The sequence below is a fragment of the Kamptonema sp. UHCC 0994 genome (genome assembly GCF_029167235.1).
Lineage (GTDB): Bacteria > Cyanobacteriota > Cyanobacteriia > Cyanobacteriales > Microcoleaceae > Kamptonema.
In genome coordinates this window covers 1-16,265 of the sequence record NZ_JARFTR010000019.1, presented here as the reverse complement: position 1 = coordinate 16,265, position 16,265 = coordinate 1, and the positions used below count along the sequence as shown (strand labels likewise).

The following is a 16,265-nucleotide window of genomic DNA, read 5'->3' as shown; positions in this document are numbered from 1 at the left end:
TTATTCTTCCTGATTCCCTCTAAACAAAGAGACTGAAATTGCTAGCTGAGAGCTGACTTGCTTGCACCCCGTTCAGGATGGCTAAAAGTTCACCATTGTTAGCGATGCTAATAGCAGCCGAACCATTAGTTTGCACAATCGATAATTGATTGAAGTCCAAACCAACTAACACCAAAGAATCAGTTCCTTGGGCAAAGTCAATGACTGTATCAGCGCCGCTGCCAGAGGCTAAGATAAAGCGATCGCTACCACCGCCGCCGATGAGAGTATCGCTACCAAGGCCACCGAAGAATAAGTCATTGCCAATATCACCAAACAAGAGGTCATCGCCGCTACCCCCAAATACGATGTCATTATCGCTACCACCGCAGAGAGTATCATTCCCCTCATCGCCTAGTAGCTGGTCATCTCCCAGGCCTCCCAAGACGACATCGTTACCTTTGCCACCGTAAGATACGTCATTACCTTCATCGCCAGAAATAGAGTCATTGCCGCGATTGCCGTAAATAGTATCATTGCCGCGATCGCCAAATATCAAGTCAAAACCCTTACCCCCGAAGAGAGTATCATTTTCTACTCCTCCGTAGACAGTATCGTTACCGATATTGCCATTGATATAGTCACTGCCCTGTTGACCAAAGATCGCATCGTTGCCGTTAAACCCGTAAATAGTGTCACTACCTGCACTACCCACAAGAATCTCGTCACCATTACTACCGTTAACAATATTGTTTTGGGCAGGACTAGGAGGCAGATTTGGAGCAGCAATCCTGGGGAAATCAGCAGGGCAAACTAAATCCGTCGGTACTGGAGTCGGAATCGGAGCTGGACTTGGAGATGGCCCAGGACTTGGAGAAGACCCAGGGACAGGCGCAGGCGCAGGTGCAGGTGCAGGCGTTGGCGTTGGTGTTGGTGTTGGTGTTGGTGTTGTCGTTTGCTGGAAATTTCCAAAGTTGATGCCGCTGACCGTAGCGCCACTAGCAAGCACAATATCAGCAGGGTTAGGCGTAGTTTGGCTGAACCCAGATGGGTTGATTTCCCGCACACGATAAGTTCCCGGTACTAGGTTTGCGAAACTGTAGTTGCCGCTGCCGTTAGTACTCGTAGTCGTCAGCGCCCCAGTTGTAACATTGGTTAACTGAATTTGGACTCCTGACAAACCCCCTTCGCCACCATCTTGAGTACCATTATTGTTGGCATCATTGAACTTCAGACCTTGGATAGTACCCGGTACAAACCGGAAGTTACCGAAGTTCACAACCGGAGGAGTCGCGGGAGTTGCAGGAGTAGCGGGAACGGTGACAGTAGCGGCGGGAGTAGTCTGTATCCAACCTTGCTGCTGAACTTCCCGAACTGCATAAGGCCCCCCGACCGGTGCGCCCGTCAGGATGTAGTTGCCAGTAGCATTAGTCAGGGTATTGGGTTCATTAAAGTCCAGAACACTGTTACCGTTTAAGTCAAGGTAAATTTGCCAATTGGCAAGTCCTGCTTCCCCTGCATCTAACGTGCCGTTATTGTTGGCATCATTAAATTTTTGACCGATAACTTGGGGGATACCAAAGGAATTGCCAAAGTTAATACCTTGAATATCTGAAGAACCAACAACCGCAAGGTCAGCGGGATCTGCCGTCGTCTTAATCCAGCCGTTTTGCTGGACTTCCCGTATTTTGTAAGTGCCTACAGGTACGTTATCAAGAGTATAGTTGCCAGCAGCGTCAGTAATGGTGTCCTGTTCGATGGGTTGGAACAGTCCATCGCCATTGATATCAATGAAGATTTGCCAGTTAGCAAGTCCTGGTTCCCCAGCATCTTTAATGCCGTTGCTATTGAGGTCATTGAATTTGATACCACTGATTTTGCTGGGCTGGAAGTTGCCGAAATCAACATTAACTATGTCTTGGCCACTAACGACGTTAATATCAGCGGGGTCGAAGGTAGTTTGAGTCCAAGTCGCTTGATCGACTTCCCGTACCTTGTATATCCCTGCTGGCAAGTCAATAAACTTATAGTTGCCGTTGGCATCAGTAAGAGTTTGTGCTTCCCCAGTATCTAAGGTGTCGTTGCCATTGGCATCTAGGAATAACTGCCAGTTAGGTAGTCCTGGTTCTCCTGTATCTTTGATGCCGTTTTTATTCAGGTCATTGAATTTTTGACCGGCGATGGTGTTAGGCCGGAAGTTGCCAAAGTTATTGTTTTGCGAGTCAGTACCGCTGGTGACAGCGATGGAAAATGTACCTGGGGTAGCCGGGGCTGTTTGCGTCCAGCCAGTTTGTAGGGCTTCTTGGACTGTGTATCCGCCAAATCTGATGTTAGTGAATTGGTAGTCGCCAGTGGAGTTGGTAGTAGAAGTTTGGAGGACATTCCCAGTGTTGTCGAGTAACTGAATCGTCCAACCGGGGAGTACAGGTTCTCCTGTATCCTGAATGCCGTTAGCATTTAAGTCATTGAATTTTTTGCCACTGATTTTGCCAAATTTGAAGTTCCCAAAGTTAGTAGGATTGGCCCCCGTGTTGGGATTGGTGACGTTGGTAATGTTAACGCCGCTGCTGGGAGTGATGGTAGTGATGGCTGGGGGAACGGGGAAGGTTTGCACCCAGTCTGGTGTTTGCTGAACTTCCCGTAGAGTATATGTTCCAGGGCCAACGTTGGTGAGGCTGTAGTTGCCAGAGGCATCTGTAGTTCCGGTTTGTGCTACTGCACCAGCAGCGTTAACTAACTGGATTTGCCAGTTTGCTAAGCCGGTGTCTGTTGCCTCTTGAACCCCATTTTGGTTGAGGTCATTAAACTTCTGACCGCTGACGGTAATGTTTTGGAAGTTGCCAAAGTCCTGATTAATAACAGGAGTACCGCTAGTAGGCGTAACGGTGATATAGGAAGTAGGGGTTGTTGGGAAAGTCTGGGTAAATCCTGTCGGCGCAGTTTCGCTGATAAAATGAGTACCTGGGCCCACACCAGTGAAGGTGTAAGCTCCAACTCCCGCAGTCACTTGAGGGGTTCCTACGACGGTATCTGTGCCAATTTCCAGAGTGCCATTAGCGTTGGCATCCTTGTACAAAGTGACGGTAACGCCATTTAAGGTAGTATCGTCAGCAGTTTTACCATCAGTCCCTTTAATGTCGGTGTAAGTTGTACCGCTAATGGTTGTGAGCAGGAAGTTGCCGAAGTCTTGATTGGTTTGGTCAACAACTCCCGTATTGTAAACAGTAGGTGCAACTGGCAGGGTTTGTTGGGAAACCGTTGCCTGCGGCACTTCTAAGATTGGGCTATTGGTCTTGGTATCGAGGAGGGAGTAAGTGGTGCCGAACGGGACAACAATCGAAGTTTCAACTGCATCGAGAGTGCCATTATTGTTCTCATCTACGAAGATTGTAAAGGTTGGCGTTGCTGGAGTTGTTGTGGTAGAATCAGCCCCATCTTTAATGCCGTTGCCATTGAGGTCGTTAAATTTCTGACCCGTAATTGTAGGGCCGTACTCATAAGCACCGATGTCAACAACGCCGTTTACGGTGCGGGCAAACGCAATGTTAAACTCAGTGCCGCGTTGGTCAGTAGTGAGGGCCGCACCAGTTATGGCGTTAAGGGCAGTGGCGGCGCTGCCAGCATTGAGCGCGGGGCTGCCAACAAGTAAGGCGTGGGTTGAGACAACACCGCCATTATTTTGCAGGGGGCCAAGTGAGGCCGCACCGCCAATTAAGTTGTTAGCACCAGTTGATACCACACCACCTGTAATGTCAGCATCGGCAACGCTAGTATTGCCAGAGATGATTGTGTTATTGGCGTTGACAGTCCCGGCGTAGAAAACGCCGCCCCCACTGGTGCCAGAATTATTGAGGGTAATAGTAGTATTTGTCAGGTTAGCTGTAGCACCCGCATTGACAAAAATTCCGCCACCCAAACCCAGGCCGGCCGTACCGTTACCCGCAGCAGCACCAAGTGTTGCTGTATTCGCGCTAAAGGTACTGTTACTTACATTTAAGGTGCCTGCATTGAGGAAAATAGCACCTCCTAGACCAGCGCCACCGCCACCGCCAGTAGTACCGCCGGCACCACCAAAGCCACCGCCACCAGCACCACCAGCGCTCCCAGCACCACCGCCACCACCAAGGCCACCAGCACCGCCGACACCAGTGGTACCAGCGGTACCAGCAACAGTACCAGTACCACCAGCACCACCAACACCACCAGGGCCACCACCGCCACCGACACCACCAGCACCACCAGTGCCGCCAGCGCCACCAGCACCACCGTTACCAGTGCCAGTCCCATTCTGACCAGCACCACCAGTGCCGCCAGCGCCACCGCCACCACCGAATACTCCAGCACCGCCAGTACCACCAGCACTACCAGGGCCTCCATCACCATTAGGTACTGAACCAGTACCACCAAGGCCACCAGTACCACCAGTACCACCAGGGAAGCCACTACCACCGGCACTAGCAGTACCACCAGTACCACCGGCACCACTAGCGCCACCACCAGTACCACCAGGACCAGCAGGACCAGGGGTGCTGCCTACAGTACCGGTGCTTAAGTCACTGTTGCCACCTGCACCACCGCTTCCGGCCGCACCTGCACCACCTGTTGCTGTATTGGTATCAAAGGTAACGCTGTCAATATTGACAGTACCGTTGTTGATAAAAAGTGCGCCACCTAAGCCAGCACCACCACCACCACCGTTGGTGCCGTCGCTGCCGATTGCTGCTCCATTTTGAAGTGTGAGCTTAGATAAGCTGACTGTGGCGGCGTTGTCAACAAAAAGGATTCTCCCAACGCCAGCACCGTCAATGGTAATGGGAGTGGTAATGCTACCAACAAAGTTTACAGGGTTAGTAACTACAGGCAGAACTTGTCCCGCAGTGAAGGTGATGGGAGCAGTGATGTTGATATCATCAACATCGGTCAGGACGTTAGCAAAGAGGATGGCATTGTTCAGACTGGTAAAGTCAGTAGCGGTAAAGGTTGCCAGTACGCCGCTATAAGCCTCTCTCGCCGCTTGGGAAAACGCTACAAGAGTTTCAATATCTCCTGTCTTCACTTCTAATTCCCAATCTCCACCCAAGGCTTCACACCCGGTAAGATCGTCGGATGCTGCAACTTGGGCCCCTGTTAACTCGCTTAGCCTTTCCACAAAGGCAATGCCCTTTTCACCAGCAGCTACGTTACAGCCGTAAAGTAAAATTTCTCGATGGTGAGAATATCCCACCGCCGGCAACGCAAACCACTGTTCTAAATAATTCCGATAGCTTTCAATATTGCTCAAAGACAGTTCGCTTGCACCCAATTGGACGCTACCAGCCGCACCGTGAGACAATACATGGACGGCAGCAACGTCTGTCCGCCCTTTCAGTGCTTGTGCTATTTGCTCAACACCATCGCGCTTGGAGTCGAGGACAATGACTTCTGTATTGCTATCCGCGCTTTCCGTCAGACTTTGGTAATCTTCAACTCTGGAGTCTGCAAAAAGGATTTGCTTCCGTTCTTCCTCACGTACCATAATTAAATTCCCCGGTAAATCCACCTAAGATTGATAAAACAAATAAAGGCAACTCTGCGATGCCGACCGCTGGCTTCGCAAATACCATTGGCTGCCCTACCACAACGATCTTGCTTGCGGTACAGGCTTCTTGCCTGTAAATTACTGCATACCCACTGTCAATCGCAAGTATTGCCACAAAAAAATTCTAAAAGGGGAATTGGCAAAAATTAATTATTTTTGTAGATTCCGCCCTGATAGCATTATTGGGTTGTGTAGAAGCCTTAAAGGATGCTATAGTTCCCGGTTTTACAAAAAAACAGAACTGACTGCTTTGGCGACTACTGAGAAAAAGCTGCACGTTTGCCAAGTATTTGATTCTTGGTTGCTGGAGCCATACTTTTAGGGATTAGCATACCCAGTTAAGATGTTTTTAATAACATCCCTAGTAATAATTTTCAACGACAATATAGAACCAGCAGCAAATAATACCACAACTACAACATTTTGTCAATCCAATAACCTACTTTATTTTATGTTTAATTATCTCCTCTTACTCGCTACTAAGAACCTAGCTTAAAAGCTTCCACAAACAAACTGTAAATTAAACCAATTTTCAGACAATTTAAAATATCTATCCACAAAGAACGCCCAACCAGCCGAGTACCCCGGTAAACTATCCAGTTGACAAATTCCGTTAACACCAACAACAGCCCAGCCACGAAAATGTCCCACTCAGCAGCTTGTCCCGCGATCGTAGAGATCGCACCACCCAAAAACGAACCAAATAATAAACTAATTATCAGTAGCGAAATCCGCCGCCAAGGATTTTGTAACCACTCCCCTAGCTGTTCGCTGAGAACATCAATAACTCTATTAAGACGGGTATTCTGCATATTAGCCTAATTTAAAGATAGCTATAACTAACTTAAGGGTGTCAGGTCTACCCATTTAATTAATTGTAAAGATTATGAAACTTAAAATCTACCCAACTATTATAGTTGCTCTATTCGTGGCATTTACAGGGATGTGGCTGGGAGGGATTAACTTTAGTTCAACCAACCCGCCTGCTTCCCCAAACTCAGCGACAATACTGCCTTCAGTACCGTCGCCCCTCAGCATCACGCCTTCACCACCTGCGATCGCATCTCCAGCCTCGAAAGAGGAACCAGAGGAAAAATTAGCAGCAAATCCAAAAACATCACCCTCAGATCCTAAAGCCATTGGCTCTCTACGGGTGAGCAACCGCACCGAGCATCCAGTCCGCGTAGCTCTGCTGTTGCGGAAATCTACCCAAAAATCCTATGCTAAACCTGCTCACTGGGATTTTGCGCCAGGGGAAGGCGGGGTTAAGGGCTTGCTTTTATCCCTTCCAGAAGGTAAGTTGCAACTAAAACCCGGAGATATTCTAGTTGTCTTTGCTCAAGATGGCTCTCGCCTTTACTGGGGGCCCTATGTTGTCGGCGAAACAGCCGCACCAGTGTGGAATAAACGAGTCACCGAATGGCAATTAATACTACAACCTTAAATAGCTTTTAGTTAGATGAAATTTAGGATTAGCGAGCTCGTAGATTTGTTGAAATATAAAGTAAAGCGCCCCTCCCTAGCTTTGGCAATGTCGCTGTTGTGGCTTTGCGCCCTTAGCTACCTAGCATTTTTGTGGAATTTGGGACATGGTGGCTTAGTTGATGAGACAGAACCGTTATTTGCTGAAGCCGCCCGCCAGATGACGGTGACAGGAGATTGGATTACCCCATATTTCAACGGTCAGACGCGCTTTGATAAGCCACCTTTAATTTACTGGCTAATGGCGATCGCCTATCATACCTTCGGCGTTAACATTCTTGCCGTGCGCCTCCCCTCCGCAGTCGCCGCGATCGCCCTTACCTGTCTTGGATTTTATACCCTTTACTATTGCAAGAGAGATGGGGAGATGGAAGACGGAAATCTCTCCTCTGCCCCTGTACCTCCCATCTCCCTCTTCCCCGCTGGCATTGGTTCTGCTCTAATTGCCTTAAATCCAGAAACGATCGCTTGGGGAAGGATTGGCGTGTCAGATATGCTGCTGACAGGGTGTATGTGTTCTGCACTGTTCGCTTTTTTTCTTGGATACGTAAAGGAAGAAGAAAAGAAGAATCAGGAAGAAGAAGCAAAACTAAAAACCGCTTCTTCTTACGAAGAATCAAGCAATCTCTGGGAAACTTTACCAGAAACAAAGCAATCTCTCAAAACCGGGAAGCATGGCGAGAGCAAAGCAATCTCAAAACTTTCTCGCTGGTATTTAGCTTTTTATATCTTGATAGCATTGGCAATTCTCACCAAAGGCCCAGTTGGTATCGTCTTGCCAGTAATTATTATTGGTAGCTTTACGCTGTACCTCGGCAATAGTCGAGAAATCTGGCAGGAAATGCGCCCTCTACGTGGCATATTAATTATTCTTGCCATCGCTCTACCTTGGTTTATTCTAGTTACCTTAGCCAACGGCGAAACTTACATTGACTCCTTTTTTGGCTATCACAATTTTCAGCGTTTTACGCAGGTAGTCAACCGTCATGGAGCTCCCTGGTATTTTTACTTTGTGGTAGTGTTAGTTGGTTTTGCTCCTTGGTCTATTTATTTGCCCTGTGCGATCGCCCGCCTACGATTTTGGCAGCGTAGCTATTGGTGTCGCCAACCTCGCAAAGCTCAACTAGGTTTATTTGCTTTGTGTTGGTTCGCCTGTATCTTTGGTTTCTTCACTGTTGCTGTCACTAAACTCCCTAGTTATGTATTGCCTTTAATGCCAGCAGCAGCAATATTGGTAGCGTTACTATGGAGCGAAATTATCGAAGATAAAGTAACAGGTGAGAAAGAACGAATAACGCTGGCAATTGGTAATATACAAGATTTCACAGAGAAGTTATCAGTAGATAGTGACGATCGGCTTGTAGCAGAGGGAAAAATAATACACAAAGCCGCAAAGATCGAGCAAGATTCTCTTCCTCTGTCCCTCTTCCTATCACTCATTTTTAATGTCATATTTTTGCTGGTTTTAGCTGGGGCGATTTTATACAGCTTTCACTGGTTAGGAAACGATCCAGCAATGCCGAATTTTTCGCAAGCATTTCAACAGTCTGGTTTGCCGATCGCGGGAGGAGCAATTTGGGGGATTGCTGCTGTAGTGGCGGCAATTCTTCTTTGGCGACGGCAAGAGCATTGGATTTTGACTGTTAATTTGATTGGATTAGCTGCATTTCTAATCTTTATTATCACCCCCGTCTATAATCTAGTCGATGAGCAACGACAGCTACCTCTACGACAATTAGCGCATACCGCTGTTGAAGAAAAATTGCCGTCGGAAGAGTTAATTATGATTGGCTTTCCTAAACCAAGTCTTGTATTTTATACCCAAGATTCTGTCACTTATTATCGGTTGACAAGAGCTGCGATAGAGTACATCCAAAAATCTCAGAGCCAATCTCCCCCTTCTGTGCTAATTCTGGGATACCCAGAAAAGTTTACTCAAATTGGACTGCAACCGAATCAATACCAAATTTTAGACACAAAAGGAGCTTATCAACTTGCCAGAGTTTCCAAACAAATGTTTGCCAATAGCAAAGCAAACGCTTTCGTCGGTTAGGAGCTAGGGTAAGAAGGGGCTAGGGGCTAGGGACTAGGGGCTAGGGAAAGAGGGAAAGATGGGGATGATGGGGGAGAAGGTGAGGATAATCAAGGTAAAAAGGAGAGATTAGCAATTAGCAATTAGCAATTAGCAATTACCAATTAGCAATTAGCAATTAGCAATTAGCAATTACCAATTAGCAATTACCAATTACCAATTACCAATTACCAATTACCAATTTTCCTTTAACTACCTTTGAGAGATTCTTCTATATGCTGCAACAATTCTGCTACCGACAGAGAATAGGGCAAAATTTGAGCAGACATTTCTCCCAGAATAGAGGTAAGTAGTTGCGATTCTCTGTTTGTCTCACACCGATAATCCAGTACAAGGATAGGAGGTTTAGCAGCCATTTGTTCTAAGCTAGATAGTGCTTGCACTAGAGATAGCGATGAGTTTCCCTGCAAGCAAATTAACAGTAAATCAACGCTTTGATATTGTAATTTTTGCAAAACTTCAGCCCAAGAGTCTGCGATCGCACCTCGAAATCCTGCTGTTTGGAGATACTGAATCAAAGCTTGGAAGTTGGGAACTGGCAATTGGGAATTAGGAATGGGGAATGTTGACTGGGGATTAGTGACTGGGGAGGATGGGGAGGATGGGGAGGATAAATACTGTAGTATATCTGACAGAGAGGAGACATCGACGAGCAAAATCGAGGGTTTCCAAGTGATTCCCCCAGCAACTTGAATCACTTGCCATAAGGCAGAGGGCATTTGTTGGGATGCGTTGGAAGTCTCGACAGAAGTGCGATCGCCTGGGGCTAAACATGGAAATACTGACAATCCCTTGACTTGATTGGCGAGGGAGGTCGTCACAGCATCTAAAGTTACAATAGGAATACTTACTAAACTGCTGCGCCGACTTAGCTCTTCGATAAAAGCGGAGGGATTTTCTAGCTGTGTTGTGCTTTCCAATACCATCACGTTGGGATGCCAAATTCGGGCAAGGAGTTCAGCTTGATCGAGGTCATCTGCCTCTAAAATCCGGCAATAAGAAGGATGAACTAGGAATGAGGCAGCATGAAAGGAACTGCTGAGAGGACTCAATAATAAAACAGTGATGGAATTTCTGAGTAAATCTGCAATTGGTTGTTGTCCCTGGGTCAATTCGCTGAGTTGCCCCATTAGGGCGGATTCTTTAACTGGCAGACTTAAAAAGCCATCGGCTCGGTTGAGTGTGGCTCGTTCTTTTTCGCCCCGTGTGGCTGTAACGATCGCAGGGATGGAGGAAGTCTCAGCATCCGTTTTAAGAACTGTCAGCACATCCCAACCCGATAATAAGGGCAGCAGGGGGTTGAGAAAAATTACTTCTGGGCTAAATCTGCGGGCTTTTTCTAGAGCTTCAGTACCGGAACGGGCAACGATCGCCCGATAGCCTATATTTGTCAGCAGGTTGCTCAAATCTTCAATAAACTTGGGCACGGCTTCGACAATCAACACCAAGCGGGAACAGGGGCGGGAGAGCAGGGAGAAGGAGGGGCACAGGGGTAGAGGGGCACAGGGGCAGGGGGGGAATTTTTGTCTTCCATCTCCCCCGCTCCCCATCTCCCCTGCTCCCCCGCTCCCTATCTCTTCATCTTCCCTACCTGGAGGACAAGGAGGTAGTAGTAGAGTAAACTGGCTGCCTTGCCCTTCTGAGGAAATAAAAGAAACGTCTCCTCCGTGTAGGCGAGCTAGGCGCTGAGTCAAGACGAGTCCTAGTCCTGTACCTTGAAAGCGGCGGGTAAGGGGACTTTCTAGCTGTTGGAATTTTTGAAATATGAGGTGTTGCTTGTCGGCGGGGATGCCGATGCCTCTATCCCAAACTGTAAAAGCTATCCAGCCTTCCCAACGGTTGACTTTTAGCCCGATGGCTGCGCCTGGGGCTGTAAATTTGAGGGCATTGGATAAGAGGTTGACGAGCATTTGGCGCAGGCGCAGTTCGTCAGCGACTATATGGACTAATCCTGGTTCAATTTCTAGGGTGTAGTCTATTTGGGAATCAGATTCGCCCGAGGTGCTGTTATCAGTGGCTTTAGGGTTATCTCTGGCGGCGGGCGGTTTGTCTTCTTGCCTTTGAAGTAGCTTGGCTCCTTCAAAGGCGCGATCGCAAACTGCGGCAATTTGCACGGGTTCGACAATTAGTTCCATTTGACCGGTTTCCATCCGGGTCAAATCCAATATGTCGTTGACTACTGTCATCAGGTGACGACCACTCTGGTGGATCAGTTTGGCATAGCGAGCTTGGCGATCGTTGAGTTCTCCGATCGCTCTGTCTTTCAATAGGCTCGATAACCCCATTACCGCTGTCAGGGGTGTTTTCAGTTCGTGGCTGATGCAGGCTAAAAATTCGTCTTTAAGTCGGTTAAGCTGAATTAAATCGGCATTTTTAGCTGCGAGTTCTTTGGCTACTAGCTGTTCTTCGGTTACATCCTGGGCTAAGACAAGAGTTAGTGTTTCCGAGAGTGGCTGTCTGAGAAATTGCCAGGTGCGATCGCACCCTTTGTGTGCGGGAGAGGTGCAAGTATAGTTATCGGGTTTACCTGCGATCGCGCACCAAGTGGGAGCGGTTGAGGTTGAGAAAGCTAAGGGTATGGCTGTGGTGTAGATGGGCACACAGGCATTGCTATCTTGTTGCGCTAAGGCTGTTCGCCCCCGGTTCCCGCATTCTTCTGGGATGGAAGTTCCTGCACTTCTGCTAATGCAGGCTGGGGAATGGGAGAATAGTTTCGGAGAATTACTGGCTGTTTGGGCTTTGTTCAAAGCAGGTTCTGGGCCTGCGCCCAACTGCGACTTCCAAGCTGCGTTTTGAGCGATAATTTGCCCGTTGCTGCTTAGCAATCTCAATGGTAAAGGTAGTTGTTCGAGTAGTTGTACGAAGGAATTGAGGGGAACGGCTACATTTCCTGGAACTGCGACTGTTGGCTGTTCTGTAAGGGGGGCACTGTTCGGGGTTCTTGGTGCCGATCGATATCTAAGTCTTGCTTGCTCTTCAGTTTTAATGGTTTTTTCCTCAGCCGCCCTCTCTAGGCGATCGCATTTGTTGCTATTTTCAAAGGCGATGAATTTTAGCACTCGTAGGCTGTCGAGCAATCCTAAAAATTTGCCGCTATCAGGCTCGATCAAGGCTATAGGAGCAACGTTTGGAGGGGGCAGCCAGTAAGGGGCGGCGCTGGAGAACTGGGCGATCGCTCCGCCAGAGATTCCCCTACCTTCGCTGTCAAGTTCCCACTTTTCTCGACTTTCTGCCAAATAATTAAACTCACCGTTTTTTTCGTGGTTTTTAATCAGTTCTTGACCTTGTTGTTGTTGCAGCCAAAGCCAGAAATCGTTCAAACTCATCAAAGCGGATACGGCGATCGCGGGTTCGACTAGAAAATTCAATTCTGATAGCGGTTTCCGATGATAGCCACCTCTGCGAGCGGAAACTGGAGGCACAAGCATTAAACTACGGAGGTAGATTAACCCCAAAGGTTGCTGCAAATCGTTGACTACTGCCACGCGATCGCACTTCCCCTGTCTGAAAATTGACCGCACTACGGAAAGTCGTGCACTTTGGGAGCAGATCGGCACGGGTTCGATAAAATTTTGGAGAGTCGGGTTAGGTATTGACATGAGAAACTTGATGGTCAGGGCACAAAAGCAGAAGTAGCGCAACAATTAATGGCAAACATATAGGGAGCGAACTCGAAATCTGCCCGATCCCTATCTCAGTCCGCAGAGCGACCTAGCGAGTTCAGCGAGATGCTTGGGATTAAATAGACCTCGGTCTATCTAGTCTAGCTAGGAATAATTGTAAGGCTCAAGCTCTTTCCCAGAAATATTGCTGAGGATTGTTGAAAGCCGCTCACAGAGTTACATTTTTAATTATCGCTCTCTAATGGGGATCGAATCGATTTTGGGGTTAAGATTGGTTACAATTAATGTTTAAATGTTTTATGTAATATTATGTTTTCGCAAAGGAGTTATCAAAACTGACCGATTCAGCACTGTCTGGCAACTTAGCGATTGAGCCAAATATAGCTTTGCGTTCCGAACTTTCTATCTGTATTTTTCTGCGGTCTGAAGAACTCGCGACATCTGCCCTCAAGCTTTTGGACAGAGATCGCTACATTTTGATGCGTAGCAATTCCCCAGAGGGATTTTTGGACTTCATCCAGCGCAACAGCCACCTCGATTGCCTTGTATTTGAGGTTTACCCAGAGTTGCACTTGCTAGTTAGCCAACTGCAAGAGCATTCCATATTCTTGCCGGTCGTGATTTTGGAGGCGGAGCCAAATTCTGAAGACGCTAAAATTCTGCCAGAAAATAATACCATCAGGGCCTCGGAGGGAAGCCACGAGGAAAACCTCGATTTTTTTTACCACGCCGCAGAAGTGAAGTTACCGCTCGCCAAGTTAAGCGCTCTCAGTTCCTCCATTGACCAGGCGATGACCCAGTTTCTCAATCTCTCTGTCCCGGTTCGAGCTAGGGGCCACTCCTCAAGTGCCGATCCGACTGCGGAATTGACTTCTCAAGGTTTGCTCCACCGCCAGCAGCGCAGGCTTGCTGAAAAATTACGGGAGAGATTAGGATACTTAGGTGTGTACTATAAGAGAAATTCCCAGTTTTTCTTCCGAAATCTGCCTTCAGCAGAGAGGCAAAAGCTCTTGGAGCAACTTCAGTCAAATTATCGTGAGATAGTTTTGAATTATTTTTCCCAAGACTCCACGCTGAATAATAAAATCGATGAGTTTGTAAATGTAGCTTTTTTTGCTGACATTTCTGTTACTCAAATTGTAGAAATTCACATGGAATTAATGGATGAATTTGCCAACCAGCTAAAATTAGAAGGGCGCAGTGAGGAAGTATTACTAGACTACCGATTGACACTAATCGATGCGATTGCACACTTGTGCGAGATGTACAGGCGTTCAATTCCTAGAGATTCTTAATTTTTGTTAACTGTTAACTGTTAACTGTTAGCTGTTAACTATCACCAATTACCAGTTACCAATTACCAATTACCAACTACCAATTACCAAACCAATTTACCAATTATCAACTGATAGTCCGAGCAAAATTTATGAGTCCTCTGAAGAAAACCTATGTTCTCAAGCTCTATGTTGCTGGGAATACTCCCAACTCTGTACGGGCATTGAAAACACTCAAGGACATTCTAGAGCAAGAATTTCTGGGAGTCTACGCGCTCAAAGTGATAGATGTCCTGAAAAACCCTCAACTAGCAGAAGAGGACAAAATTTTGGCAACGCCGACTCTGGCTAAAATCCTGCCACCTCCAGTACGAAAAATTATTGGCGATTTATCGGACAGAGAAAAAGTTTTGATTGGACTAGATTTGCTCTATGAAGAACTGCGCGAAGAAGACATGAACTTACAGGATAGAATGTAAGCAATTATTCACAAATAGCTAGAATTAATAAAATCAAAACTGTTGGATTAAGTGACTTTTCTATAAAGTAAATATAGATTAACCACTAACTCCCTAGTGTGATAGTTGAAATTATTAACCTCAATAGCTTTTTAATAAAAACAACAATTGACAAGAAAAAACAAAAACACAATATGGATAATAATACTCAAATTTTGCACCAAGAAGTATTAGTAACACCAGGAGTTCAAAAAATTCGCACGATGATTGAGGGGTTCGATGATATCAGTCACGGAGGTATGCCTATTGGCAGAACTACCTTAGTCAGCGGTACATCGGGAACTGGAAAGACCTTATTTGCAGTTCAGTTTCTCTACAACGGCATCATGAATTTTGAAGAAGCGGGAGTATTTGTTACCTTTGAAGAATCTCCCACAGATATCATTAAAAATGCCTATAGTTTTGGCTGGGATTTGCAACGGTTGATCGATGAAGGTAAACTGTTTATTTTAGATGCTTCTCCCGATCCCGAAGGTCAAGATATTGTGGGAAATTTTGATTTATCTGCCTTAATCGAACGCATTCAGTACGCGATTCGGAAATATAAAGCTCGGCGAGTTTCTATTGATTCGGTAACGGCTGTTTTCCAACAGTATGATGCAGCATCGGTAGTGCGGCGGGAGATTTTTCGCCTAGTAGCGCGATTAAAACAAGTTGGTGCTACTACGATTATGACCACTGAACGGGTAGAAGAATATGGCCCTGTAGCGCGGTTTGGAGTAGAGGAATTTGTTTCAGATAATGTGGTAATTGTCCGCAATGTTTTGGAAGGGGAACGCCGTCGTCGCACGATGGAAATTTTGAAGTTACGGGGGACAACTCACATGAAAGGGGAGTATCCTTTTACGATTACGAATAATGGCATTAATATTTTCCCCCTTGGTGCGATGCGTTTAACTCAACGTTCTTCTAATGTCCGGGTTTCCTCTGGGGACAAAACCCTTGATGAAATGTGTGGTGGTGGTTTCTTCAAAGATTCAATTATTTTGGCTACTGGTGCTACTGGTACTGGCAAAACTCTGTTAGTAAGCAAGTTTTTGGAGAATGCTTGTGTTAATGGGGATCGGGCCATGCTATTTGCTTACGAAGAATCTCGTGCTCAGCTATTCCGAAATGCTTATTCTTGGGGAATAGATTTTGAGGAAATGGAACAGAAAGGTTGGCTAAAGATTATTTGCAGTTATCCAGAATCTGCGGGTTTGGAAGACCATTTGCAAAATATCAAGTCAGAAATTGCTGAGTTTAAGCCTTCTCGAATTGCAATTGATTCTTTATCTGCTTTAGCGCGAGGAGTTAGTAATAATTCTTTCCGGCAATTTGTGATCGGTTTGACTGGTTTTGCGAAGCAGGAGGAAATTACTGGCTTTTTCACTAATACAAGTGACCAGTTCATGGGTTCTAATTCGATTACAGATTCTCATATTTCTACGATTACTGATACAATTATCATGCTTCAGTATGTGGAAATAAGAGGCGAAATGTCCCGCGCTATTAATGTTTTCAAAATGCGGGGTTCTTGGCATGATAAGGGGATTCGGGAGTATACAATTACGGAGAAAGGGCCGGAAATTAGGGACTCTTTCCGCAGTTACGAACGGATTATTAGTGGTTCTCCGACTCGGATTAGTTTTAATGAAAAGAGCGAGTTATCTCGGATTATCAAAGGTGTTCAAGGTCAAGGGGGAGAGGGTGAAGATATATAGCGTTTTTCAAACGTAA

Annotated in this window: 8 protein-coding genes; 5 read left to right on the top strand and 3 right to left on the bottom strand. The window is 46.5% G+C overall.

Going from position 1 to position 16,265, the window contains the following annotated elements; genetic code table 11:
- Positions 1-19 precede the first annotated feature (19 nt).
- Together PY364_RS01980 and PY364_RS01975 are read right to left on the bottom strand one after the other, a co-directional pair.
- A complete protein-coding gene (locus PY364_RS01980) occupies positions 20-5,494 on the bottom strand; it encodes an SdrD B-like domain-containing protein (protein WP_275520019.1) in 5,475 nt (1,824 codons plus the stop codon).
- Positions 5,495-6,036: 542 nt separating this feature from the next.
- Positions 6,037-6,369 carry a DUF565 domain-containing protein gene (locus PY364_RS01975; RefSeq protein WP_275520017.1) on the bottom strand — a complete coding sequence of 111 codons (333 nt, stop codon included), beginning with the start codon at positions 6,367-6,369 and terminating at the stop codon, positions 6,037-6,039.
- A gap of 74 nt (positions 6,370-6,443) precedes the next feature.
- Between PY364_RS01975 and PY364_RS01970 the strand changes: the two genes are divergently transcribed.
- Complete coding sequence (locus PY364_RS01970; protein ID WP_275520015.1) at positions 6,444-7,001, top strand: hypothetical protein; 558 nt, start codon at positions 6,444-6,446, stop codon at positions 6,999-7,001.
- A gap of 15 nt (positions 7,002-7,016) precedes the next feature.
- The gene (locus PY364_RS01965; protein WP_275520013.1) at positions 7,017-9,092 is read left to right on the top strand and encodes a glycosyltransferase family 39 protein; all 2,076 of its coding nucleotides are present in this window, start codon (positions 7,017-7,019) and stop codon (positions 9,090-9,092) included.
- A gap of 227 nt (positions 9,093-9,319) precedes the next feature.
- Here PY364_RS01965 and PY364_RS01960 read toward each other — a convergent pair whose 3' ends face one another.
- On the bottom strand, positions 9,320-12,730 hold the full coding sequence (locus tag PY364_RS01960) for a hybrid sensor histidine kinase/response regulator (protein WP_275520010.1): 3,411 nt from the start codon (positions 12,728-12,730) through the stop codon (positions 9,320-9,322).
- A 410-nt stretch (positions 12,731-13,140) separates the two neighbouring features.
- On the opposite strand from PY364_RS01960, the gene PY364_RS01955 reads away from it, so the two are divergent.
- The 3 genes from PY364_RS01955 to kaiC all read left to right on the top strand — a co-directional run bounded on the left by PY364_RS01955 (position 13,141) and on the right by kaiC (position 16,249).
- Complete coding sequence (locus tag PY364_RS01955; protein ID WP_275520008.1) at positions 13,141-14,049, top strand: circadian clock protein KaiA; 909 nt, start codon at positions 13,141-13,143, stop codon at positions 14,047-14,049.
- A gap of 131 nt (positions 14,050-14,180) precedes the next feature.
- On the top strand, positions 14,181-14,507 hold the full coding sequence (gene kaiB / locus PY364_RS01950) for a circadian clock protein KaiB (RefSeq protein WP_275520006.1): 327 nt from the start codon (positions 14,181-14,183) through the stop codon (positions 14,505-14,507).
- A gap of 173 nt (positions 14,508-14,680) precedes the next feature.
- Complete coding sequence (gene kaiC / locus PY364_RS01945; RefSeq protein ID WP_275520004.1) at positions 14,681-16,249, top strand: circadian clock protein KaiC; 1,569 nt, start codon at positions 14,681-14,683, stop codon at positions 16,247-16,249.
- Positions 16,250-16,265: the final 16 nt, after the last annotated feature.

Excerpts from the sequence above, each read along its gene's own strand:
- kaiC (WP_275520004.1), top strand. The coding sequence starts at position 14,681 with ATGGATAATAATACTCAAATTTTGCACCAAGAAGTATTAGTAACACCA.
- PY364_RS01975 (WP_275520017.1), bottom strand. The coding sequence starts at position 6,369 with ATGCAGAATACCCGTCTTAATAGAGTTATTGATGTTCTCAGCGAACAG.
- PY364_RS01980 (WP_275520019.1), bottom strand. The coding sequence starts at position 5,494 with ATGGTACGTGAGGAAGAACGGAAGCAAATCCTTTTTGCAGACTCCAGA.
- PY364_RS01970 (WP_275520015.1), top strand. The coding sequence starts at position 6,444 with ATGAAACTTAAAATCTACCCAACTATTATAGTTGCTCTATTCGTGGCA.
- PY364_RS01960 (WP_275520010.1), bottom strand. The coding sequence starts at position 12,730 with ATGTCAATACCTAACCCGACTCTCCAAAATTTTATCGAACCCGTGCCG.
- PY364_RS01965 (WP_275520013.1), top strand. The coding sequence starts at position 7,017 with ATGAAATTTAGGATTAGCGAGCTCGTAGATTTGTTGAAATATAAAGTA.
- kaiB (WP_275520006.1), top strand. The coding sequence starts at position 14,181 with ATGAGTCCTCTGAAGAAAACCTATGTTCTCAAGCTCTATGTTGCTGGG.